Below are 23867 nucleotides of genomic sequence, written 5' to 3'. Positions count from 1 at the left end.
AAAGCGGGAAGATGTCATGCCGGAAAGATTCTTTTTCTTGACCATCCCCCCGCCTCCCGCCGTACTATCAGCAGCAAACATCATCAAAATTAATGATTGGCGGAAACATGGAACAGTCCGGACACAGTAATCATTCATTACTGCTTAGCGAATGGCAGGCTTTATTGCACCAGACGCCCCCCACCGTTCACGATATTCTTACCGGCCTGGGCGATGAAGAGATCCGCCATCTGGTTAATGTTTTTTATGACTACATGCTTTCACATCATGAAAGCGAGCTGTTTCTGAGCACTGAACAGGTCAGTACACGCCTCAGTCATAGCATGTTCCATTGGTTACGCAGCGTGCTGGGCAGTGCCCGGCAAGATCTGCCGCAGCTATTAGAAAAACAGCGTGAAATTGGCATTATTCACGCACGTATCGGCTTGCCAATTGACCTCGTCGCACGCGGGGCGCGAAAGCTGAAAAACGAGCTTTACCAGTTATTACAGACGAAAGAGACGATCCCGACCGCCTTACTGAGCGATATTATTTGCTTCAGCAGTCTGGCGATGGATACCGCGATAGAAGCAATGACGGTGTCTTACTCCCCCACCTACCAAAGCTCCATGCAGGCGCAGGAACAGTACCGCCTGCTGTCGATTTATGACGATGTAAATGTTGAGCGTGAACGGCAGATCAGCGCGCTGACAAGCTGGGAAAACCAGTTTATCTACAATATCGCCACCGGGCTGCCTGCTGCGGATCTTATCCCTCTGGCGAAATCAGAATTCGGTATGTGGTTTTCTCATAAAGGCAGGCATCTGCTGGGCAACCCCAACATGCTGGCCAATATGGATACCCTGATAACGCAGGCGGATGATCACATTACACAGGCACTGACCCAGTCACTGTCGCCAGTGGTGGAGTCGCGGATGGCGGTATTGCAGGCGATACGCCAGCTTACCGGGCAGATCCATCGCCTGCTCACATCGATGTTCGATGCGCTGGTTGAGCTTGAAAACGGTAAAGATCCCCTGACGCAACTGCTGAATCGCCGCTTTATTCCCACCATTATGCGCCGGGAGATCTCACTGGCGCTGAATGTGCGTAAACCGTTTATTCTGGCCATGCTGGATATCGACCACTTTAAAAAAATCAACGACAGCTACGGGCACAGCGCGGGCGATATCACGCTGAAAACCGTTGCCACCGTCATTTACGACCATTTTCGCAGTAGCGACTATGTGTTCCGCTACGGCGGCGAAGAGTTTATGGTCTTGCTGGTCGAGTCGGATTTAACTCAGGCGAAGATCATTCTGGAAGCGTTACGCCAGAAAATCGCCGCGCTCAGTATTGAGGTATCCCCCACGCAGCACTTCTCCGTGACCGTTAGCATTGGTTTCGTGGACTTTGATTATCATCCGGATTACAAGCGTTTGATTGATAAAGCAGACCGCGCGCTCTACGCGGCCAAAGATCATGGGCGAAACCGTATTGAAGCGCACCCGCGCTGATCCCCACCCTGCTTTCGCGTCTTATCTGGCGCAGAGATAAAAAAACCGGGTCCACAGGAACCCGGTTTTTATGACGTCACCGCAGAAATTAATGGGCTGCTTCCGGCTTGTGCTTCTGGGCACTCTGGAAACCGTACTCCAGCTCATTTTTCTCTTTGTTAAGGGTGACCGTAACCTGGCCGCCGTCCACCAGCGAACCAAACAGCAGTTCATTGGCCAGCGGTTTTTTCAGGTTATCCTGGATAACACGCGCCATCGGGCGGGCGCCCATTGCACGGTCATAGCCTTTTTCGGCCAGCCAATCACGCGCTTCCTGACTGACTTCCAGCGACACACCTTTCTGATCCAGCTGCACCTGAAGTTCGACAATAAATTTGTCGACCACCTGATGGATCACCGTTGTCGACAAGTGATCGAACCAGATAATGTTGTCCAGACGGTTGCGGAACTCCGGCGTGAAGATTTTTTTGATCTCTTCCATCGCATCGGTGCTGTTATCCTGATGGATCAGGCCGATGGATTTGCGCTCGGTTTCACGCACACCGGCGTTGGTGGTCATCACCAGCACCACGTTGCGGAAGTCCGCTTTGCGCCCGTTATTATCGGTCAGCGTACCGTTGTCCATGACCTGCAACAGCAGGTTAAAGACATCCGGGTGCGCTTTTTCGATCTCATCGAGCAGCAGTACCGCATGCGGATGCTTGATCACTGCGTCGGTCAGCAGACCGCCCTGATCGAAGCCCACATAGCCCGGAGGCGCACCGATCAAACGGCTGACGGTGTGACGCTCCATATACTCGGACATATCGAAACGCAGCAGTTCAATACCCAGCGCTTTTGACAGTTGTACCGTCACCTCAGTTTTACCCACGCCGGTCGGCCCCGCAAACAGGAAGGAACCGACCGGTTTATGGTCCTGACCCAGCCCTGCACGGCTCATTTTAATGGCCTCGGTTAACGCCTCGATGGCTTTATCCTGACCAAACACCAGCATTTTCAGGCGATCGCCGAGGTTTTTCAGCGTGTCGCGGTCGCTCTGAGAAACGCTCTTCTCAGGGATACGCGCGATACGGGCAACAACCGACTCGATATCCGCCACATTGACGGTTTTCTTGCGTTTACTCACCGGCATCAGACGCGCGCGCGCGCCCGCTTCGTCGATGACGTCAATCGCTTTATCCGGCAGATGACGATCGTTGATGTATTTCACCGCCAGCTCAACCGCCGCACGCACCGCTTTCGCCGTGTAACGCACATCGTGGTGCGCTTCGTACTTCGGTTTCAGGCCATTGATGATCTGCACCGTTTCTTCAACCGACGGCTCAGTGATATCAATTTTCTGGAAACGACGCGCCAGGGCGCGATCTTTTTCAAATATGTTGCTGAATTCCTGATAGGTGGTGGAGCCCATCACGCGAATTTTACCGCTGGAAAGCAGCGGCTTAATCAGGTTCGCGGCATCCACCTGGCCGCCGGACGCTGCACCCGCGCCGATGATAGTGTGGATCTCATCGATAAACAGAATGCTGTTGTTGTCCTGCTCAAGCTGTTTCAGCAGCGCTTTGAAACGTTTTTCGAAATCACCACGGTATTTGGTGCCCGCCAGCAGAGAACCGATATCCAGCGAGTAGATGGTGCAGTCGGCCATCACTTCCGGCACATCACCCTGCACAATACGCCAGGCCAGACCTTCCGCGATGGCGGTTTTACCCACGCCGGACTCACCCACCAACAGCGGGTTATTTTTACGACGGCGGCACAGCACCTGAATCGCGCGTTCCAGCTCTTTACCCCGGCCAATCAGAGGATCGATGCCTCCTACGCGAGCAAGTTGATTAAGATTGGTGGTGAAGTTCTCCATACGTTCCTCCCCGCCTGCTTGCTCTTCGCTGCTCGCCTGGCTGTTGCCGGTGCTCCCTGCGTCAGATGATGGCCCCGGCTCGTCTTTACGCGTGCCGTGAGAAATAAAGTTCACCACGTCGAGGCGGCTGACTTCATGTTTGCGGAGCAGATAAGCCGCTTGCGACTCCTGCTCACTAAAGATGGCAACCAACACGTTCGCCCCGGACACTTCGCTACGACCGGAAGACTGAACATGAAACACCGCGCGCTGAAGAACACGCTGGAAACTGAGCGTCGGTTGCGTGTCGCGCTCTTCCTCGCTCATGGGCAGAACGGGTGTGGTTTGTTCGATGAAGGCTTCGAGTTCCTGTCGCAGCGCCACCAGGTCCACGGAACACGCTTCCAGCGCTTCGCGGGCCGAGGGGTTACTGAGCAGAGCCAGTAACAAGTGCTCGACGGTCATAAACTCATGTCGGTGCTCGCGCGCTCTGGCGAAAGCCATGTTTAAACTGAGTTCCAGTTCTTGATTGAGCATAGGCACCTCCCCCAAGTTTTATTGCCTGCATTCAGGCTCTTTCCAGCGTACACAGCAACGGATGTTCGTTCTCCCTGGCGTACTTGTTCACCATAGAGACTTTCGTCTCCGCGACCTCGGCGGTGAAAACACCGCAAATGGCCTTTCCGTGATAGTGAACCGTGAGCATCAGTTGCGTTGCGCGCTCTACATCATAAGAAAAGAACTTTTGTAGCACGTCAATAACAAATTCCATTGGCGTGTAATCATCGTTCATTAACATCACTTTATACATAGATGGCGGTTTCAGCGCGTCGCGCAGTTTCTCATCCGCCAATTGTTCAAAATCCAGCCAGCTGTTGCTCTTACCCATCGTTAGCTTTTCATCTTAGGTTACAGGTTCCGACGACGTTTAATCGGCCGATAAAATGAGTCTAGATGCATTTTCAATCTACATCAGATGTCAGATAACAATCATCTATCGTTACCATCCGCGACGGCTGTCACATTCTTTCTGAATAGCGTTAACTGCTTCAAAATTTTGATGCGCCGCCTCCCAGAACCCCTGCCAAACGCTTGACGCGTTATCCGATTTCTCTAAATTGTACTCTCGAGAGTTGGCGAGGTTTTGAACAGCCCCCACACTCTGCCACCGGTTCATTCCATCTTACTTAAATAAGATTTACGAAGGATGTCGAAGCATGGAAACGGGTACTGTTAAGTGGTTCAACAATGCCAAAGGGTTTGGTTTCATTTGCCCTGAAGGCGGCGGCGAAGATATCTTCGCACATTACTCCACCATTCAAATGGATGGTTACAGAACGCTAAAAGCCGGGCAAACTGTCCGGTTTGATGTACACCAGGGCCCTAAAGGCAATCATGCCAGCGTCATCGTGCCCGTCGAAGCAGAAGCTATGGCCTGACGCTTCATCATTCATTGTGTACATGCCCCGGATAAAATGCCAGCCCAACAGGCTGGCATTTTTATTACTCTCGCGCCAGCGCATCCACCGGATCCAGCCGTGCGGCGTTACGCGCCGGCAACCAGCCAAACAACACGCCGGTGAAAGTTGAACACAAAAACGCGGTCAACAACGCCACTGGCGAGAAACCAATTTCCCAGCCGGGTAAAAAGAGCTGCAGCGTCATGGCAATCACCATTGACAGCGTCACGCCCAGCGCACCGCCCACCAGGCAAACAAATACCGCCTCGATCAAAAACTGTGACAGCACGTCGCCCGCCCTTGCACCTACCGCCATGCGGATGCCAATTTCACGCGTACGCTCAGTGACCGACACCAGCATGATGTTCATCACGCCAATGCCGCCAACCAGTAACGAAATGACCGCGACCAACGTGAGGAACAGTTGAAGAGTACGTGTGGTCTTTTCTGCCGTTTTCAAGACGCCGTCCATATTCCAGACAAAGAAATCTTTTTTACCGTGACGCAACGTGAGCAGACGCGTGAGCTGCTGCTCTGCCTGCTCGCTACTGTACCCTTCATTCACGCGCACGGTTATCGAGTTCAGCCATGACTGCCCCATAATCCGCCCGGCAATGGTGCTGTATGGCAACCAGACACGCAGGATCTTGCTGCTGCCGAACATGGACTGCTTCTCTTCCGCCACGCCAATCACCGTTGCCGGCATATTGCCCACGAGGATCACCTCGCCCACCACGCTGGCCTTATTGGGAAACAACTGACGCCGGGTATTGCTGTCGAGCACCACCACCTGCGCCCGCCCTTTCAGTTGCTCATCGTTAAACGATGCGCCTTCACTGAACGTCATACCGTACACATTGAAGTACTGCCCGCTGACGCCATTTGCGCTGGCGGCAATATCAATATTGTCCGAGCGCAGACGCAAATTTTGCGAAACAGACGGCGTGGCGGAACGCACCCACGGCTGCTTCTGGATGGCGGTCAGATCGTCATATTTCAGCGCTTGCCGGTATTGCGGATCGTCATCGCCAAAATCTTTTCCGGGGTAAACGTCGATGGTGTTGGTGCCAATGGAGCGGATATCCGCCAGCACCAGCTGCTTCGCCGCGTCGCCGACCACCACAATCGAGACAACCGATGCAATGCCGATAATGATGCCGAGCATGGTCAGCAGGGTGCGCATCTTGTTGGCCGCCATGGCGCGCCAGGCCATGGTCAGCGCCTCGTGAAAACGGCTGATAAACTGCCGCCATCCGCCGGCTTGCGTTAAGCCCTCATCCTGATGCGCTGGCGCAGCCGCTTTCACCCTGGCCGGCGGGTTGCTGATAAGCTCGCCATCGCGGATTTCAATCACGCGCTCCGCCTGCGCCGCAACCTGCGGATCGTGCGTGACAATAATCACCGTATGCCCGCGATCGCGCAATTGGTGCAGAATGGCCATCACCTCTTCGCCAGAGCGGCTGTCCAGTGCGCCAGTGGGTTCATCTGCGAGGATCACCTGACCGCCATTCATCAACGCACGGGCAATACTCACCCGCTGCTGCTGCCCACCGGAAAGCTGCGCAGGCAAATAATCCGCGCGTTCGCCCAGCCCAAGACGCGCCAGTAATGCACACGCGCGGGCCAGCCGCGTTTTACGTTCTGTGCCCGCATAGACCGCTGGCACTTCCACGTTTTGCGCCGCGCTCAAATGCGAAAGCAAGTGGTAACGCTGGAAGATAAAACCAAAATGGTCGCGACGTAGCTGCGCCAACGCGTCGCTACTGAGAGTGGAAACGTCGGTGCCTGCCACCCGGTAAGTGCCGCTGCTGGGCTTATCCAGGCAACCGAGAATATTCATCAGCGTGGATTTTCCTGAACCGGATGCGCCGACAATCGCCACCATTTCCCCGGCATGAATCTCCAGATTAATGCCCTTCAGCACCTCAACCTGCCCGTCACCGGAAGGATAACTACGGCGAATGGCGTTTAGCGTCAGCAATGCGGTCATTGCGCCGCACCACGCTTCAGTTCTCCAGTGACCACTTCTTCCCCGGCATCCAGCCCTTTGACGATCACCACCTCGGTGTCATTACGCGCACCCAGCGTCACCTCGCGATCGCGGGTTTCGCCATTGCGCAGCACTTTCACTTTGTAGCGATTATCGCCAACCGGATCGCCCAGCGCCGCCAGTGGAATGGTTAACACATTTTTGATACCCGCCAGTTGGATATGCACTTGCGCGGTCATATCGAGACGCAGGATGCCCTGCGGGTTTGGCACTTCAAAGCGGGCATAATAGAAAATCGCGTCGTTAACTTTCTCCGGCGTCGGCAGAATATCTTTTAATGTCCCTTCATAGCGGGTGCCCGGATCGCCCAGCACAGTGAACCAGGCTTTCTGTCCCGGTTTCAGGTGGATCACATCCGCTTCGGAGACCTGCGCTTTCACCAGCATGGCGCTCATGTCCGCCAGCGTCAGGATGGTCGGCGCCTGTTGTACCGCAATCACCGTTTGCCCCTGCAAGGTGGTGATTTGCGTCACTTCGCCCGCCATCGGCGCGAGAATACGCGTGTAATCAAGGTTGGTTTTTGCCGTGTCCAGCGTTGCCTGGTTGCGCTTAATCTGCGCATCAATGGTGCCAATCTGCGCCTCTTTTACCGCCGCGTCTGTGGCGGCAGTGTCCAAATCCTGGCGCGAAATCAGATGGCTTTTCACCAATTGCTGCTGGCGGGCCAGCGTCACCTGCGCCAGTTTTTGCTCGGCCTGTGCCTGACGGCGCTGTGCACGCAGCTCCATCAGCGTCGCTTCCACCTCTTTAATCTGGTTTTGCGCCTGTTCCGGATCGATAACCCCAAGCAGTTGATCTTTCTTCACCTTGTCGCCAATGCTGACCGACAAGGTTTTCAACTGACCATTGACCTGCGCGCCAACGTCAACTTTGCGTAACGCATCCAGTTTGCCGGTCGCCAGTACGCTCTGTTGCAACTCCCCCGGACGGACAATTAACGTCTGATATTGCACGACTGGTGCGTTGAGTTTCCCCCACAACCACCCCGCTGCCAGTAAAATAATCACTGACAGCACAATGATCCCCGTCCTGCGTTTTCCCTTCAGTTTCATAAAAATTCCAGATTGTCGGACTGTGCGTTGTATAGAGAGCAATCTTAACTAAACAAAACATCAACGAAACAGAAAATTCTTAATTTCTCCATTTTTCATTTATCTGGCGTTGAGAATCCCCCTGCTTGAATAACTTTCTCCCGTATTTTCCGGATTTCACCATGTCCAGCATCACTGATGTTTCTTCGCCTGAGTTATCTCTCCCTACCACTGCCTGGCAGCTTTTCCGCGCGTTGACGTCCGGTGCGCTGATGCCGGGTCTGGCCTGGAAAAACCCGGCTTACCGCCGCAAATTTTTGCTGCGCTCGCTGGGTACGCCGCTCAGTACCGCCAGTTACCTGGCGCGGCTTGCCAGCCTGCCGCAGCTGGTGCAGATCCTTCAGGTTCAGCCCGGTTTGCCATGCCGGTTGCATCGCCCCTGGCTGTCGATCAATATCAGCCGTGAACAGGCGGCAAACGCCCTGTGCTGGCACTATGAAAATATGCTAAAGCGGCTTCCTGCAATATTGACTAATGCGTATCTGAGCAAAGCAGGCGCCGAGCTGGTTATGCTGAACGGCAAAGATGAACAAACGTATTTCCTGCGGCTGCACGCCAACGCCATGCAGGATAAAGAGGGCGAGGCGACGCTGGAATTTTGCGACGCGCAACAAACAACCCTGGCTGAACTCACGTTTACGCTCTGTCCGTTTGAGGGAAAAAGCACACTTTATATCGGTGGATTGCAGGGTGCAAAAGCCCATGTGCCGCATGACCTGATCCAGAGTGCAACCAAAGCCTGTCATGGCCTGTTCCCGAAACGGCTACTGGTGGAAGCCGCCATGACGTTGGGGCAATTCCTGGCGGTGGATGAGATCCGCGCGGTCAGCAACGAAACGCATATCTATCGCAGTGTGCGCTACCGCCGGAAAAAACAGGGGAAATTGCATGCGGATTACAACAGCTTCTGGGAATCCCTGGGGGCGGTTGCCGACAGCCACGGCGATTTTGTGCTGCCCACGGTGATGCCGCGTAAATCCATGGAAGAGATCGCCAGTAAAAAACGTGCGGAATACCGCCGCCGCTACGAGCTGCTCGACAGCCTGCATACGCAGACTGCCCATCGTTGCCAGAACTAATCAGCTCTCCCGCGCGCCAGCCATAGCACGCGGGAAAACATTTTACGAAACAGATGAGGCACCGCGTCCACGCCGCGTCTTCCTGCTTCCATCGCCACTTCGATCGCCAGGTCCGGTTTCGAAGATCGATGAATCGCTTTGGTGATCACCCGGCGCATATTCATCGGCACTTTTTCCGGCAACTGCGCCACGCGATGGTAAACATCGGCAAACCCCTCCCGGTACATAAAATGCTCCATATCCAGCGAGGGAAGTTCCGTTAAGTGCTCGCGCACGTGGTCACGATCGTTATCCAGCAGACCACGCACCGTCGCGGAATACTTCCTCCCCGCTTCGTCGCCATCCACCAGCACATGCCATTCAATGCCCATCCGGCGGGCAAATTTAATCAGCGGTTTTAAACCTGACTGGGCGAACTCAATCACTTTCACCCCTTCCGCATCGAAATGATGACCGCACTGGCGCGCCAGCTCGTTAATCACCCAGTTTTCGGTTTCCCCTTCCACCAGTAGCCAACAGCGGGCAAACAACGAGGAGGGGCGATTGACGCGAATATGAAACGAAATTCGCCGCGCATCTTCCGCGCTTAACCCACCCGGCCCGAGGCGCCAGGCCGCCACGCGGGAAGACTCACGCACCAGTCGGCACACCTGTTCAACCGGCGTCATCGACAGCAATTCGCCTGAATTTGTGGTGGTAATCTGTTGCAATGGCAGCAGATTCAGCAGTTGCCAGGCCACCGATAACATAATCGGATGCAGCCGCGTTTCCGGATCTTCCACCAACAACAGCGGTCGCGCATCACGATCGAGATGCACTGTCCCTTTTGCCTGCAACAGGGTGGAGAAAAAGCCCAACAGGATCACCCGGTACATGCGCCCGCCGGGTTTGTCGATCATCCGGTTGATAATGTCCAGATAGCGCCAGCTACGCTGCTCATCATGGGAACGGCGTCGCATCAGGCGCTGGCGCGACTGCCCACTGCCCTGCTCGGCAAAATAGTGCTCCAGCAGTTGCACCATCGCCGATAAACCGTGACGGATCTGCCCGTCAGTCAGGTTTTGCGGGCGCGAGATGAGCTCACGGGAGAGGAAATCAAGCTGGCGCGCGGTGGTTTCCATCTCCGGTCTGTCAGGCATCGATCCATTACGAATGCGGCGCATAAAGCGCGCATCCCGCAAACGCAGCACCGGCGACAGACGCACCAGATGACGGGCGCTTTCATCAATGTCCGGTAACGGAAGAAGCTGCCCCTCGGCATCCAGAAAACCGCGCAGGGTCATGACGCTGCCATCTTCAGACAGCTCACCCTCATGACGATAAAACAACCGGCGATAGCCATCGTTATTGGCAACCCAGCAATCGGCCAGCGGCCGGTAACGCCGCACGCGATAGCGGCCCGGCTCCGATTCACGAAAGGTCAAAATGATATGCAAATGGTGTTCGCGCCCCTGGACATCTCCCGGTGGAAACCAGAAATCATCACGCACAAAGTGGTAGAGATCGGTTTCCGGCGAGAGCAGCAACGTCAGCGCATCCAGCAGACTCGACTTACCCCAGGCGTTCTCCCCAATCAGCACGTTATTCTGTTCAAGCATCAGCGATAATCGGTTGATACCGCGAAATCCAACAATATCCACGCGCTCCAGAATCATGAATCCTCCGGCATTGCCTGTCTTTTCCCATCCAGTCCTCAGCAAAGTATAGCGGGATGAAAAGCCGCAGATCATGTGCTAAGTACAAAATTTTATTGATAAATATGTATCAGAAGCAAACCAGGGACGCCGGGTCTGCTGTTTTGTGGCTGAGATGAAATTTACCCTGTTTCGTGGCTTTACTCCCCACCTGGCGTTCGGTAGTGTGTTGCCTGGATGTTTTAACTTTGCAAGGATTCGGGCTGTTCATGCTTTCAGGACTGTTAATTATTCTTCTGCCACTGGTTGTTGGTTATCTTATTCCGCTGCAACACAAGGCCGCACTCAAACTTATCAATAAGTTGCTCAGCTGGATTGTGTATCTGATCCTGTTTTTGATGGGTATCAGCCTCGCCTTTCTGGATAATCTCAGCGCCAATTTATTGTCCATCTTCCACTACACGGCGGTCAGCGTGGTGGTGATCCTGCTGTGTAACGCAGTGGCATTATTGTGGCTGGAACGCACCCTGCCCTGGCGGCATCAGCATCAGCAAGAAAAACTGCCGTCACGCATCGCGATGGCGCTGGAATCCCTGCGCCTGTGTGGGGTGGTGGTGATCGGTTTCGCCCTCGGTCTTAGCGGGCTGGCGTTTTTACAGCATGCCACCGAAGCCAGTGAATATACGTTGATTTTCCTGCTGTTTCTGGTGGGGATCCAGCTGCGTAATAGCGGCATGACGCTCAAACAGATCGTCCTGAACCGGCGCGGTATGATTATCGCGGTGGTGGTGGTGGCAAGCTCACTCGTTGGCGGCGCGATAAACGCCCTGATCCTCGGTTTACCGCTCAAAACCGGCCTCGCCATGGCCTCCGGTTTCGGCTGGTATTCGCTCTCCGGAATTTTGCTAACCGAATCCTTTGGCCCGGTGATTGGCAGCGCCACGTTCTTTAACGATCTGGCGCGGGAGTTGATTGCCATTATGCTGATTCCGGGGCTTGTTCGCCGTAGCCGTTCAACCGCGCTGGGGCTTTGTGGGGCAACTTCCATGGACTTCACCTTACCCGTACTGCAACGTTCCGGCGGACTGGAGCTGGTTCCGGCCGCCATTGTGCACGGTTTTCTGCTCAGCTTGCTGGTTCCGCTACTGATGGCGTTTTTCTCCGCCTGATACCCCTTTGGCGGTAGATCGCTGCCGCCAAACTTGCGCTAAATCAATCTCCCCTTAATTTGCATGCAAAAGCGCTTTTAAGCCCTCCCACAGCAGCATAATCTTAAACATGTATTCTAAATATAACTTTAAACTTCATTAAAGGTGTGACCATGTTTTGTGTGCAATGTGAACAAACCATCCGAACTCCGGCGGGAAATGGCTGTGCGTACGCGCAGGGGATGTGCGGCAAAACCGCGGAAACCTCCGACCTGCAGGATTTGCTGATTGCCGCGTTACAAGGGCTCTCCGCCTGGGCCAGCAAAGCGCGTGACTACGATCTGATTGACCACGAGATCGACAACTTCGCGCCGCGCGCATTCTTCTCCACGTTGACCAACGTGAACTTCGACTCCACGCGCATTGTGGGTTATGCCCGCGAAGCGATTGCCAAACGTGAAGCACTGAAAGCCCTCTGCCTTTCTATTGACCCGCAGGCAAGCGTCGACAACCCGATGGCGTCCCTGCAACTGGTGAGCGACGATCTGGGCGAATTGCAACGCCAGGCCGCCGACTTCACGCCGAACAAAGATAAAGCCACCATTGGCGAAAATATCCTCGGTCTGCGTCTGCTGTGCCTGTATGGCCTGAAAGGCGCTGCGGCGTATATGGAACACGCCCACGTACTGGGGCAGTACGACAACGATATCTATGCGCGTTACCACAAAATTATGGCATGGCTCGGTACCTGGCCTGCTGATATGAACGCGCTGCTGGAATGTTCAATGGAAATCGGCCAGATGAACTTCAGCGTCATGAGTATTCTCGACGCGGGTGAAACCGGCATGTATGGTCACCCGACGCCAACCCAGGTGAATGTTAAAGCGGTCGCCGGTAAATGCGTGCTGATTTCCGGTCATGACCTGAAAGATCTCTACAACCTGTTGCAACAAACCGAAGGTACCGGCGTTAACGTCTATACCCACGGTGAAATGCTGCCGGCACACGGTTACCCGGAACTGCGTAAATTTAAACATCTGGTGGGTAACTACGGCAGCGGCTGGCAGAACCAGCAGGTGGAATTTGCCCGCTTCCCTGGCCCTATCGTCATGACCTCCAACTGCATTATCGACCCGACCGTTGGCGCTTATGACGATCGTATCTGGACCCGCAGCATTGTCGGTTGGCCGGGCGTTAACCACCTGGAAGGCGACGATTTTGCCCCGGTGATCCGCCAGGCGCAGCAAATGGCTGGTTTCCCGTTCAGCGAAATCGAACACCTGATCACCGTCGGTTTTGGCCGTCAGACGCTTCTCGGCGCAGTGGATTCCCTGATCGATCTGGTCAGCCGTGAAAAACTGCGTCATGTCTTCCTGGTCGGCGGCTGTGACGGTGCGCGCGGCGAACGTAGCTACTTCACCGACTTTGCCACCCAGGTGCCGGACGACTGCCTGATCCTCACGCTGGCGTGCGGTAAATACCGCTTTAACAAACTCGACTTCGGCAACATCGAAGGGCTGCCACGTCTGATCGATGCCGGTCAGTGCAACGACGCCTACTCCGCTATCATCCTTGCGGTCACCCTGGCGGAAAAACTGGGCTGCGGCGTTAACGATTTACCGCTGTCGCTGGTGCTGTCATGGTTTGAACAAAAAGCGATTGTGATCCTGCTGACCCTGCTCTCTCTTGGCGTGACGAATATTGTCACCGGGCCAACGGCGCCAGGCTTCCTGACCCCGGACCTGCTGGCCGTGCTGAATGAGAAATTCGGTCTGCGCCAGGTGACGACCGTCGAACAGGATATGCAGCAGTTGCTGAGCGCGTAAGGAGCAGATCATGACCATGCCAACCCCTCAGTGCCCGTGGCGTATGCAGGTTCATCACATCCGGCAGGAAACACCGGATGTCTGGACGCTGTCGCTGATGTGCCATGATTACTACCCGTACCGTGCCGGGCAATACGCGCTGGTGAGTATTCGCAACAGCGCGGAAACCCTGCGCGCCTATACCCTTTCGTCCACGCCGGGCGTCAGCGAGTACATTACGCTGACCGTGCGCCGCATTGACGATGGCGCAGGCTCGCAATGGCTGACGCGGGACGTAAAACGCGGCGATTATCTGTGGCTTTCCGCAGCGCAGGGGGAATTCACCTGCGATAACGAATCCAACGATAAGTTGTTGCTGCTGGCGGCAGGGTGCGGTGTGACGCCGATTATGTCTATGCGTCGCTGGCTGGCGAAATATCGCCCGCAGGCCGATGTGCAGGTGATCTTCAACGTCCGTTCGCCGGAAGATGTGATTTTTGCCGATGAATGGCGCGACTACCCGGTCACGCTGGTGGCGGAAAATAACGCAACCACCGGTTTTGCCGCCGGTCGTCTGAGCCGCGAACTGCTTAATGCCGTACCGGATCTGGCGGCGCGCACGGTGATGACCTGTGGCCCGGCACCGTATATGGACTGGGTAGAGAGTGAAGTGAAAGCGCTGGGTGTAACGCGTTTCTTTAAAGAGAAATTCTTTACGCCGGTAGCGGAAGCTGCCACCAGCGGGCTGAAATTCAGCACGCTCTCGCCAATGAAAACCTTCTATGCGCCGGTGGGCAGTTCGCTTCTCGAGGCACTGGAAAGCAACAAAATGCCGGTGGTTGCCGCCTGTCGCGCCGGGGTGTGCGGTTGCTGTAAAACGCAGGTGATTTCCGGGGAGTATACCGTCAGCAGCACCATGACGCTGACGGAACAGGAGATTGCCGACGGTTACGTACTGGCCTGTTCCTGCCACCCGCAAGGGGATTTAGTGCTGGCGTAATGCGTTGGCAAAGCAAAACGCCCTTCATCATGAAGGGCGTTTTTTTATCTTATTTCCAGGTGGGCGCCACGGAATAACGACCCGCGCCAACAAAGGCAATTACCAGCGCTGCCACAAAGAAGTAAACAATACTCTCAATCGCCCATGCGCCGGTCGCATCCAGCGTCCCGGTTTTACCGATGCCGACCAACAACCAAGCCACCACCATAGTGAACGCCAGCACCAACGCTGACGGACGGGTGAGCACGCCGAGAATAATCAAAATCGGACACAGCACTTCACCAATCAGTACACCATAAGCGACAAAGCCAGGAAGCCCCTTCGACACCAGCATACCGGCGATGCCATCAATACCGCCGATTAACTTGTGCAAACCGTGGAATAACATCAAGCCGCCCACCAGCAAGCGCAGTAATAACTTGCCAAAGTCCTCATGCGAAAACATATTATTAACTGAATTTAACAATGATTTAACCATTTGAAATGATTCCTGTTTTCATCGACCTTTGTCAGAGTATTCCGAAGTGTAACAAAAATAAACCCCTGTTTTATAAAAGCGCAGACGAATCCCGCTCTCTCCCCTGTTCATTGTCTAAGCTTGTAGACAAGATCACAAAAAGGAGCGGAATGATGAAACAAACAGTGGCCGCTTACATCGCCAAAACGCTTGAACAGGCAGGTGTAAAACGCATTTGGGGCGTGACCGGGGATTCCCTCAACGGGCTGAGCGACAGCTTGAACCGGATGGGCACCATCGACTGGATGCCAACGCGCCATGAAGAAGTTGCCGCCTTTGCCGCCGGAGCCGAAGCCCAACTCACCGGCGAACTGGCGGTGTGCGCAGGATCTTGTGGGCCCGGCAACCTGCATCTGATTAACGGGCTGTTCGACTGCCACCGCAACCATGTGCCCGTGCTGGCGATTGCCGCCCACATTCCTTCCAGCGAGATCGGCAGCGGTTATTTCCAGGAAACCCATCCGCAGGAGCTGTTCCGCGAGTGCAGCCACTACTGCGAGCTGGTTTCCACCCCGGAACAGATCCCGCAAGTGCTGGCGATTGCGCTGCGTAACGCGGTGCTGAAGAAAGGCGTGTCGGTGATTGTGCTGCCCGGAGATGTGGCCCTGAAGCCCGCCCCGGAAATGGCGAGCAGCCACTGGTATCACGCACCGCAGCCGATCGTAACGCCAACGATTGAGGAACTGCAAAAACTGGCGCAACTGTTGCGCTACTCCAGCAATATCGCGCTGATGTGCGGTAGCGGCTGCGCCGGTGCGCACAACGAGTTACTGGCTTTCGCCGGTAAGTTGAATGCGCCGATTGTGCATGCCATGCGCGGCAAAGAGCATGTGGAATATGACAATCCGTACGACGTTGGCATGACCGGTTTAATCGGTTTCTCGTCCGGCTTTCATACCATGATGAATGCCGACACCTTAGTGCTGCTCGGTACGCAATTCCCCTACCGCGCCTTCTACCCGACCGATGCGAAAATCATCCAGATCGACATTAATCCCGCCAGTATCGGTGCACACAGTAAAGTGGATATGGCGCTGGTGGGTGACATCAAAGCCACACTGGCCGCGCTGCTGCCGCTGCTGGAGGCGAAAACCGATCGCCGCTTCCTGGATAAGGCGCTGGAAGATTACCGCGACGCTCGTAAGGGGCTGGATGAGCTGGCGAAACCGAGCGATAAAGCCATTCACCCGCAGTACCTGGCGCAGCAAATCAGCCATTTCGCCGCCGAGGATGCCATTTTTACCTGCGATGTCGGCACGCCAACCGTGTGGGCGGCCCGCTATCTGAAAATGAACGGCAAACGGCGGCTGATTGGCTCGTTCAACCACGGCTCAATGGCGAACGCAATGCCGCAGGCGCTGGGAGCCAAAGCCACGCTACCGGACCGGCAAGTGGTTGCGTTGTGCGGCGACGGCGGATTCAGCATGCTAATGGGGGATTTCCTCTCAGTGGTGCAAATGAAACTGCCGCTGAAAATCATCGTTTTTAACAACAGCGTGCTGGGTTTTGTGGCGATGGAGATGAAAGCGGGCGGTTACCTGACCGATGGTACCGACCTGCATGACACCAACTTTGCCCGCATTGCCGAGGCCTGCGGCATCACCGGTATTCGCGTGGAAAAATCCGCAGACGTGAACGACGCGCTGCAACGCGCATTCTCTATTGATGGCCCGGTACTGGTGGATGTCACGGTTGCGAAAGAGGAGCTGGCTATCCCGCCGCAAATCAAACTGGAGCAGGCGAAAGGCTTTAGCCTGTATATGATGCGCGCCATTATCAGCGGGCGCGGCGATGAGGTTATCGAGCTGGCGAAAACCAACTGGCTCAGGTAAAACAGGAGCATAACCCATCGCAAGACAAGGAAATGCCGTGATTGATTTACGCAGTGATACCGTAACCCGCCCGGGGCGCGCCATGCTGGAGCAGATGATGGCCGCCCCGGTCGGGGACGACGTTTACGGGGACGACCCGACGGTGAACGAACTGCAACGCTACGCCGCCAGCCTCAGCGGCAAAGAAGCCGCGCTGTTCCTGCCGACCGGCACGCAAGCCAACCTGGTCGCCCTGCTCAGCCACTGCGAACGCGGCGAAGAGTATATCGTCGGTCAGGGCGCGCATAATTATCTCTACGAAGCAGGCGGCGCAGCCGTGCTGGGCAGTATTCAGCCGCAGCCCATTGACGCCGCGGCTGACGGCACGCTGCCGCTGGACAAAGTCGCCGCCAAAATCAAAGCGGATGACATTCATTTCGCCCGCAGCAAATTGCTCAGTCTGGAAAACACCCACAACGGGAAAGTGCTACCGCGCGACTACCTGAAACAGGCGTGGGAATTTACCCGCGAGCGCGGGCTGGCGCTGCACGTTGACGGCGCGCGTATCTTTAATGCGCTGGTGGAGTATGGCTGTGAACTCAACGAGATCGCGCAATATTGCGACTCGTTCACCATTTGCCTGTCAAAAGGCCTCGGCGCGCCGGTTGGCTCGCTGCTGGTCGGCGATCGGGCCTATATTGCCCGCGCCAACCGCTGGCGCAAAATGACCGGCGGCGGCATGCGTCAGGCCGGTATTCTGGCGGCCGCGGGTCTGTATGCGTTGCAGAACAATGTCGCGCGCCTGAAAGAGGATCATGACAATGCAGCCTGGCTTGCGGCTCAGCTAAGTGACATTGGCGCCGATGTGATGCGCCACGATACCAATATGCTGTTTGTCCGCGTCGGTGAGGCGCAGGCCGCCGCACTGGGGGCATTTATGCGCGAGCGCGATGTCCTGATTAACGCCTCTGCGGTGGTGCGTCTGGTCACCCATCTTGATGTTAATCGTCAACAACTGACGGACGTTGTTCACCACTGGCAGGCTTTTTTACAACGCTAAGGAGCAGGATGTGGCGCAGCGGATCCTGGTGCTCGGTGCCAGCGGTTATATTGGGCAACGGCTGGTCACCGCACTCAGCCAGCAGGGGCATCAGGTGAAAGCCGCTGCGCGGCGGTTAACCCGGCTACAAAAGCAGGGACTGCCGGGGGTGAGTTTCCACACCGTCGATTTGTACTGGCCGCAGGGTCTCCCTGCCCTCTTGCAGGACGTTGATACGCTCTACTACCTGGTGCACAGCATGGGCGAGCGCGGTGATTTCGTGGCGCACGAGCGGCAAATTGCGCTCAATGTGCGTGACGCCCTGCTGGAAACGCCGGTTAAACAGGTGATATTTCTCAGCTCACTGCAAGCGAAAGGGACAACCGATTCCGACCACCTGTTGGCACGGCAATATACCGGCGACCTGCTGCGCGCCGCGGGCGTACCGGTGACGGAACTGCGCGCCGGGATTATCGTTGGCGCGGGTTCTGCGGCGTTTGAAGTGATGCGCGATATGGTCTTTAACCTGCCGGTGCTGACGCCGCCGCGCTGGGTGCGCTCACGCACCACGCCGATCGCGCTGGAAAACTTAATGCACTATCTGCTGGCGTTGCTGGACCATCCGGCTGACGAGCACCGCGTGTTTGAAGCCGCCGGCCCCGAGGTGCTCAGTTACCAGCAACAGTTTGCTCACTTTATGGCCGTCAGCGGCGTGCACCGTCCGCTGATCCCGGTGCCGTTGCCGACGAGGTTCATTTCGGTCTGGTTCTTACATCTGATCACCTCGGTACCGCCGACGATTGCCAAAGCGCTGATCCAGGGCTTAAAGCACGACCTGCTGGCAGACGATCGCGCATTACGTCGCCTGATCCCACAATCGCTGATCCCGTTTGACGATGCCGTGCGGCGCACGTTGCAGGAAGAAGAAAAACTGGTGAACTCCAGCGACTGGGGCTACGACCCGCAGGCGTTTTCCCGCTGGCGTCCGCAATATGGTTATTACCCGAAGCAGGCGGGTTATACGGTGAAAACCTCCGCCAGCCTGAGCGCGCTCTGGGAAGTGGTCAATCGTATTGGCGGTAAAGAGCGCTACTTCTTTGGTAATCTGCTGTGGCAAACCCGCGCCGCGCTGGATCATCTGATCGGCCATAAGCTGCCGCGCGGTCGCCCCGAACGGGCAATGTTGCAAACGGGCGATGCGGTGGATAGCTGGAAGGTGATCATCGCCGAGCCGGAAGAGCAGCTTGCTTTGCTGTTTGGCATGAAAGCGCCAGGCCTTGGGCGGCTCAGTTTTACCCTGACCGATAAAGGCGATCACCGTCTGCTGGATGTCCGCGCCTGGTGGCATCCGCACGGGATGCCTGGCTTGTGTTACTGGCTGTTAATGTTCCCGGCGCACCTGTTCATTTTTCGCGGCATGGCGCAAAAAATTGCCCGGCTGGCAGAACAAAATAGAGAAAAAGTCTGACCTTAACCGTTTTTCTTTCATCAATCCCATTGCATAGCGGCGTAATTCACGGAAGAATGCGCGCGGTGAAAGCTATTCAAAACAGTGGATTGATATGAAGGTTCTGGTCACGGGCGCAACCAGCGGTTTAGGCCGAAACGCGGTCGAGTATCTGCGGCAAAAAGGCATCGCTGTCCGGGCGACGGGCCGTAATGAAGCCATGGGCAAATTGCTCAGTAAAATGGGCGCGGAATTTGTGCATGCGGATTTGACCGAGCTGGTCTCCTCGCAGGCCAAAGTGATGCTGGCGGATATCGATACGCTGTGGCACTGCTCCAGCTTCACCTCGCCGTGGGGCACCCAGGAAGCCTTTGATTTAGCCAACGTACGCGCCACACGCCGCCTGGGTGAGTGGGCGGTAGCCTGGGGCGTGCGCAACTTTGTGCATATCTCCTCCCCTTCACTCTATTTTGATTATCATCATCACCGGGATATCGACGAAGATTTTCGCCCTGCGCGCTTCGCCAATGAGTTTGCCCGCAGCAAAGCGGCTGGTGAGCAGGTTATCGACCTGCTGGCACAGGCCAACCCCAACACGCGTTTTACCATCCTGCGCCCGCAGAGCCTGTTCGGCCCGCACGATAAAGTATTTATCCCGCGTCTGGCGCAGATGATGCATCACTATCGCAGCGTGTTACTGCCGCGCGGCGGCGATGCGCTGGTGGACATGACCTATTACGAAAACGCCGTGCATGCGATGTGGCTGGCCAGCCAGCCAGGTTGCGATACGCTGCCGTCGGGCCGCGCCTACAATATCACCAATGGCGAGCCACGCTCGTTGCGCAGCATCGTGCAGAAACTGATCGATGAGCTGAATATTCACTGCCGTATCCGCTCGGTGCCCTACACCATGCTCGATATGGTGGCGCGCAGTATGGAGCGTTTTGGCGATAAACGCGCGAAAGAGCCGGCGTTTACCCACTATGGTGTGTCGAAGCTGAATTTTGATTTCACGCTGGATATCTCCCGCGCGCAGCAGGAACTGGGCTATACGCCGATTGTGACGCTGGATGAAGGCATCGAACGCACGGCGTACTGGTTAAAAGACCACGGAAAACTGCACCATTGAGCCCTCAGAACGGTGCAGATTTGACCTCTGAAACACGTTGCCCGGTTTTATCAATATAGAACCACTCGCCGCCAACCAGCGCGATATGCTCACCGTCGCGCTGCGTTTTACAGCCGTTACACACCAGCGCTTTTCCTTCTTTAAATTGCCCGGCGTAATCGAACTGCGGCGCGATGCGATTGCGGAATGCAAAGTCCCAGAAGCCGATTTTTCCGTTTTGCCGTGAGCGCACCAGGCCTTCCACATACCAGTCCGGACCATTATCAAAATGGACCACCGACAAGTAGCTGTCCGGTGCATGCACATAGTAATCCCCATCCTGCAATCCGGCATCGCGGGCATATTCATACACCCCCACCCAGGTGGTTCCCTCTACATCCCGGCTTTTGGCAAATAATTCCGGCAGGAACAGCAGCTTGCCATCCTTCACTTCCACGCACTTATTGAGCTGCTCCACATTGTCTGTTTTTTTATCCCAGTATGAGCAGCCATACACGGGCTTTAACGCGGCGTGGGCAGCAGAAGCCACCATCAGCAGCACACCTGCAATGATGCGAAACACCATGTCCAAAGACCTCGTCATAAAAATTCTGCGACGGTTAACCCGCCTGACCATATTTTTCCAGTAGCGCCTCGGCAATAGCCTGGCTACCGGCATCGGCAACCCCGTTCCACAATTCGGGTCGGAAATGCATCTGAAACGCCATGATCACTCTTTTTTGTTGTGCGGGCGTCATCTGTGGTTTGACGTCATACCCATAGCGCGCCAGTAAATCCAGCAATGACGCGGTATCAACAGCTTCATACGGTGAACGGCCATTGAGATAAAACGCCACTCTGCTGGCATCCGGCCAGGCGCCGATTCCCTTAGCGGCGAGAGCCTGCCACGGAAACAGCGGACCGGGATCATCTTTGCGCTGCGGGGCGATATCCGCATGCGCCACGACGTTTTGCGGCGCAATGTCGTACCGTTTGATAATATCTTTTACCAGCGGAATCAACGCATTAATTTGCGCTGGCGCAAAAGGTGTAAATTGTTTTCCCTGCGCCGTGTTTTGCCAGCCCCGGTTTTCCAGCTCAATGCCGATCGACGTATCATTTATGCGCGTTGCGCCACGCCAGAAGCTGACGCCCGCGTGCCAGGCCAGCTCTTTTTCCGGCACCAGTTGCCAGATGCGCGGTTTACCGCCATGCATCGGTGGGTTAGCGGGGATCAAATAGTGCGAACTCACCTGCTTATCGGTTAGCGTCGCCAGCGACACATCGAAATCATCCGCCGTGTAGTGGATCACCAGCACTTTTACCCGCGGGTATGCCGCCTGCGCCTGACGCCGGGTATCTAACTGATAACCCTCTTTATCAATAATGCCTTTTTCACTGACGCAACCCACAAGCAGCAGCGCCAGCAGCAATAACCAACATTTGTTCATTAGCGTGTTTTAACCGCCGTACCGCTGACGCTGACCATCAGCATGCTGCCATCCTTCCCGACGGTTTCATAATCGATATCAATACCCACGACCGCGTTCGCGCCCAGCGCTTTTGCCTGCTCGCCCAGTTCGTGAAAGGCGATTTCCCGCGCTTTGCGTAGCTCTTTTTCGTACGAACCGGCGCGTCCGCCGACGATGTCGCGGATCCCGGCGAAGAAATCGCGAAAAATATTCGCCCCGAGAATGGCTTCGCCCGTCACCACACCGCAATACTCAACAATCGGCTGCCCTTCCAGCGTCGGCGTTGTAGAAAACTGCATCGGTCTCTCCTTTTAGCGTTCAATGCGTTACACCACACATTATCAGATCAATACACTATTCTTGAAAGGTCGTGACATCTGAAGAGAAATAAGGAAATCATCATGCGCTATTCAGTTTTGACTCTTGTAATGCCCTGCGCGCTGCTGCTCAGCGCCTGCACCACCGTCACACCGGCATTTAAGGATATCGGCGCTCGCAGCGGCCCGTGCGTGGAAGGCGGGCCGGACAGCGTGGCGCAGCAATTTTACGACTATCGTATTGCCCACCCCAACAGTAACCTGGAGGCCCTGCGTCCTTATTTGAGCGATAACCTGGCAAAAGCGTTGACCGACGCCAGCCGCGACTCACGCCGCGCCACGCTGCTGAAAGCCGATCCGTTCTCCAGCAGTGCTGTTGCGCCGTCAGATGCGGATGTTGCCAGCGCTTCCACCATTCCGAATACCGATGCGCGGAATATTCCCCTGCGCGTGAAACTGAGCCAGGGAAGCCAGAACTGGCAGGATGAAGTGCTGATGGTCCGTGAAGGGCAATGCTGGGCGGTAGACGACGTACGTTATCTTGGTGCGGCAGTGCATGCGCCATCCGGTACTTTACGCCAGTCGTTGGCACACCCGTAACGGTTCCGCTAATGAATAATTAATCCCCGTAAATTGTCTGGCATTCCACGGTGAATGCCGACATTTATGCCTGGTTCCCTCCCGCCCCGGTATTTTGTGCTAACTTTATGTGAGAACCTGGTTTATTTTTAAGTTTTAACGCACAAATATTGCATAACTATTCTGTCAACGTTACTATTTGCGGCCTCAATTGCTATCAGACTGCTTCGATGAGTATTAAATTAAACAGCATCAATTGCTTTTATGGCGCACACCAGGCGCTGTTCGATATCACACTGGATTGCCCACAGGGTGAAACCCTCGTGCTGCTCGGCCCAAGCGGTGCGGGTAAAAGTTCGCTGTTGCGCGTACTCAACCTGCTGGAAATGCCGCGTTCCGGTCAGTTAAGCATTGCCGGCAATCATTTCGATTTTGCCACTACCCCGTCTGATAAAGCGATTCGCGAGTTGCGCCAGAACGTGGGCATGGTGTTCCAGCAATACAATCTTTGGCCGCACCTGACCGTGTTGCAAAACCTGATTGAAGCGCCGTGCCGCGTGCTTGGTTTGAGTAAAGATCAGGCGCTGGCCCGCGCAGAGAAACTGCTGGAGCGTTTACGTCTTAAACCCTATAGCGATCGCTATCCGCTGCATTTGTCCGGCGGTCAGCAACAGCGTGTCGCTATTGCCCGTGCGCTGATGATGGAGCCGCAGGTGCTGCTGTTTGATGAACCGACTGCCGCACTCGACCCGGAGATCACCGCACAGATCGTCAGCATCATTCATGAACTGGCGGAAACCGGCATTACGCAGGTGATTGTGACCCATGAAGTCGAAGTGGCGCGCAAAACAGCCAGCCGCGTGGTGTATATGGAAAACGGTCACATTGTTGAGCAAGGGGATGCGGGCTGCTTTGCCGCGCCGCAGACCGACGCGTTTAAATACTACCTATCTCACTGAAGACTCGGGAATAAT

General features: G+C 55.5%; 21 protein-coding genes. 12 read left to right on the top strand and 9 right to left on the bottom strand.

Annotated elements, in window-relative coordinates:
- Positions 1 to 107 precede the first annotated feature (107 nt).
- Complete coding sequence (locus ACQ3G7_RS17715; protein WP_430890783.1) at positions 108 to 1496, top strand: diguanylate cyclase; 1389 nt, start codon at positions 108 to 110, stop codon at positions 1494 to 1496.
- Positions 1497 to 1584: 88 nt separating this feature from the next.
- Here the strand turns inward: ACQ3G7_RS17715 and clpA are convergent, their stop codons facing one another.
- Positions 1585 to 3873, bottom strand: coding sequence for an ATP-dependent Clp protease ATP-binding subunit ClpA (clpA, locus tag ACQ3G7_RS17710; protein WP_263097313.1), 2289 nt, complete (start codon positions 3871 to 3873; stop codon positions 1585 to 1587).
- A gap of 31 nt (positions 3874 to 3904) precedes the next feature.
- Entirely contained in the window at positions 3905 to 4225 is a 321-nt protein-coding gene (gene clpS, locus ACQ3G7_RS17705) for an ATP-dependent Clp protease adapter ClpS (RefSeq protein ID WP_061494658.1), read from the bottom strand.
- Positions 4226 to 4553: 328 nt separating this feature from the next.
- Between clpS and cspD the strand changes: the two genes are divergently transcribed.
- Positions 4554 to 4775 (top strand): cold shock-like protein CspD, encoded by a 222-nt coding sequence (gene cspD, locus ACQ3G7_RS17700; protein WP_061494657.1) that lies wholly within the window; start codon positions 4554 to 4556, stop codon positions 4773 to 4775.
- A gap of 64 nt (positions 4776 to 4839) precedes the next feature.
- Here cspD and macB read toward each other — a convergent pair whose 3' ends face one another.
- Both macB and macA read right to left on the bottom strand, forming a co-directional pair.
- A complete protein-coding gene (macB, locus tag ACQ3G7_RS17695; protein WP_430890780.1) occupies positions 4840 to 6786 on the bottom strand; it encodes a macrolide ABC transporter ATP-binding protein/permease MacB in 1947 nt (648 codons plus the stop codon).
- Positions 6783 to 7898: a macrolide transporter subunit MacA gene (gene macA, locus ACQ3G7_RS17690; RefSeq protein WP_430890778.1), complete on the bottom strand. Its 1116-nt coding sequence runs from the start codon at positions 7896 to 7898 to the stop codon at positions 6783 to 6785. Before macA ends, macB begins: the two co-directional genes overlap by 4 nt.
- Positions 7899 to 8059: 161 nt before the next feature.
- Between macA and ACQ3G7_RS17685 the strand changes: the two genes are divergently transcribed.
- Positions 8060 to 9016, top strand: a complete 957-nt coding sequence (locus ACQ3G7_RS17685; protein WP_430890776.1) for a VirK/YbjX family protein — start codon at positions 8060 to 8062, stop codon at positions 9014 to 9016.
- Here the strand turns inward: ACQ3G7_RS17685 and ACQ3G7_RS17680 are convergent.
- The gene (locus tag ACQ3G7_RS17680; protein WP_430890774.1) at positions 9013 to 10671 is read right to left on the bottom strand and encodes an ATP-dependent endonuclease; all 1659 of its coding nucleotides are present in this window, start codon (positions 10669 to 10671) and stop codon (positions 9013 to 9015) included. The genes ACQ3G7_RS17685 and ACQ3G7_RS17680 overlap by 4 nt on opposite strands.
- A gap of 248 nt (positions 10672 to 10919) precedes the next feature.
- Here ACQ3G7_RS17680 and ACQ3G7_RS17675 point away from each other — a divergent pair, with 248 nt between their 5' ends.
- The 3 genes from ACQ3G7_RS17675 to hcr all read left to right on the top strand — a co-directional run bounded on the left by ACQ3G7_RS17675 (position 10920) and on the right by hcr (position 14603).
- Positions 10920 to 11819: a LysO family transporter gene (locus tag ACQ3G7_RS17675; RefSeq protein WP_430890773.1), complete on the top strand. Its 900-nt coding sequence runs from the start codon at positions 10920 to 10922 to the stop codon at positions 11817 to 11819.
- Between the two features lie 152 nt (positions 11820 to 11971).
- Complete coding sequence (gene hcp, locus ACQ3G7_RS17670) at positions 11972 to 13624, top strand: hydroxylamine reductase (RefSeq protein ID WP_430890772.1); 1653 nt, start codon at positions 11972 to 11974, stop codon at positions 13622 to 13624.
- Positions 13625 to 13634: 10 nt separating this feature from the next.
- Positions 13635 to 14603, top strand: a complete 969-nt coding sequence (hcr, locus tag ACQ3G7_RS17665) for an NADH oxidoreductase (protein ID WP_430890771.1) — start codon at positions 13635 to 13637, stop codon at positions 14601 to 14603.
- A gap of 49 nt (positions 14604 to 14652) precedes the next feature.
- Here the strand turns inward: hcr and ACQ3G7_RS17660 are convergent, their stop codons facing one another.
- Positions 14653 to 15081: a DoxX family protein gene (locus ACQ3G7_RS17660; protein WP_430890770.1), complete on the bottom strand. Its 429-nt coding sequence runs from the start codon at positions 15079 to 15081 to the stop codon at positions 14653 to 14655.
- A 152-nt stretch (positions 15082 to 15233) separates the two neighbouring features.
- Here ACQ3G7_RS17660 and poxB point away from each other — a divergent pair, with 152 nt between their 5' ends.
- From poxB to ACQ3G7_RS17640, 4 genes are all read left to right on the top strand, one after another.
- A complete protein-coding gene (poxB, locus tag ACQ3G7_RS17655; RefSeq protein ID WP_430891010.1) occupies positions 15234 to 16952 on the top strand; it encodes a ubiquinone-dependent pyruvate dehydrogenase in 1719 nt (572 codons plus the stop codon).
- A gap of 37 nt (positions 16953 to 16989) precedes the next feature.
- Positions 16990 to 17991 carry a low-specificity L-threonine aldolase gene (ltaE, locus tag ACQ3G7_RS17650; RefSeq protein WP_430890769.1) on the top strand — a complete coding sequence of 334 codons (1002 nt, stop codon included), beginning with the start codon at positions 16990 to 16992 and terminating at the stop codon, positions 17989 to 17991.
- 10 nt (positions 17992 to 18001) lie between these two features.
- Positions 18002 to 19438 (top strand): SDR family oxidoreductase, encoded by a 1437-nt coding sequence (locus ACQ3G7_RS17645; protein WP_430890768.1) that lies wholly within the window; start codon positions 18002 to 18004, stop codon positions 19436 to 19438.
- Between the two features lie 94 nt (positions 19439 to 19532).
- Positions 19533 to 20546: a 3-beta-hydroxysteroid dehydrogenase gene (locus tag ACQ3G7_RS17640; RefSeq protein WP_430890767.1), complete on the top strand. Its 1014-nt coding sequence runs from the start codon at positions 19533 to 19535 to the stop codon at positions 20544 to 20546.
- 4 nt (positions 20547 to 20550) lie between these two features.
- Here ACQ3G7_RS17640 and ACQ3G7_RS17635 read toward each other — a convergent pair whose 3' ends face one another.
- Genes ACQ3G7_RS17635 through ACQ3G7_RS17625 form a run of 3 tightly spaced genes read right to left on the bottom strand, consistent with a single transcriptional unit; the run spans position 20551 to position 22296 of the window.
- Entirely contained in the window at positions 20551 to 21129 is a 579-nt protein-coding gene (locus ACQ3G7_RS17635; RefSeq protein ID WP_430890766.1) for a WG repeat-containing protein, read from the bottom strand.
- A 16-nt stretch (positions 21130 to 21145) separates the two neighbouring features.
- Complete coding sequence (locus tag ACQ3G7_RS17630; protein ID WP_430890765.1) at positions 21146 to 21976, bottom strand: N-acetylmuramoyl-L-alanine amidase; 831 nt, start codon at positions 21974 to 21976, stop codon at positions 21146 to 21148.
- The gene (locus ACQ3G7_RS17625; protein WP_061494642.1) at positions 21976 to 22296 is read right to left on the bottom strand and encodes a heavy metal-binding domain-containing protein; all 321 of its coding nucleotides are present in this window, start codon (positions 22294 to 22296) and stop codon (positions 21976 to 21978) included. The genes ACQ3G7_RS17630 and ACQ3G7_RS17625 overlap by 1 nt, the downstream gene beginning before the upstream one ends.
- Positions 22297 to 22398: 102 nt before the next feature.
- Between ACQ3G7_RS17625 and ACQ3G7_RS17620 the strand changes: the two genes are divergently transcribed.
- Positions 22399 to 22914, top strand: coding sequence for a lipoprotein (locus ACQ3G7_RS17620; RefSeq protein WP_430890764.1), 516 nt, complete (start codon positions 22399 to 22401; stop codon positions 22912 to 22914).
- 209 nt (positions 22915 to 23123) lie between these two features.
- Positions 23124 to 23852: an arginine ABC transporter ATP-binding protein ArtP gene (gene artP / locus ACQ3G7_RS17615; RefSeq protein WP_263097332.1), complete on the top strand. Its 729-nt coding sequence runs from the start codon at positions 23124 to 23126 to the stop codon at positions 23850 to 23852.
- Positions 23853 to 23867 lie beyond the last annotated feature (15 nt).

This window comes from Kosakonia sp. N21, from assembly GCF_050587465.1.
In the GTDB taxonomy this organism is placed as follows: domain Bacteria; phylum Pseudomonadota; class Gammaproteobacteria; order Enterobacterales; family Enterobacteriaceae.
Note: the sequence above shows the minus strand (reverse complement) of the source record. Positions and strands in the feature narration are given on the sequence as shown.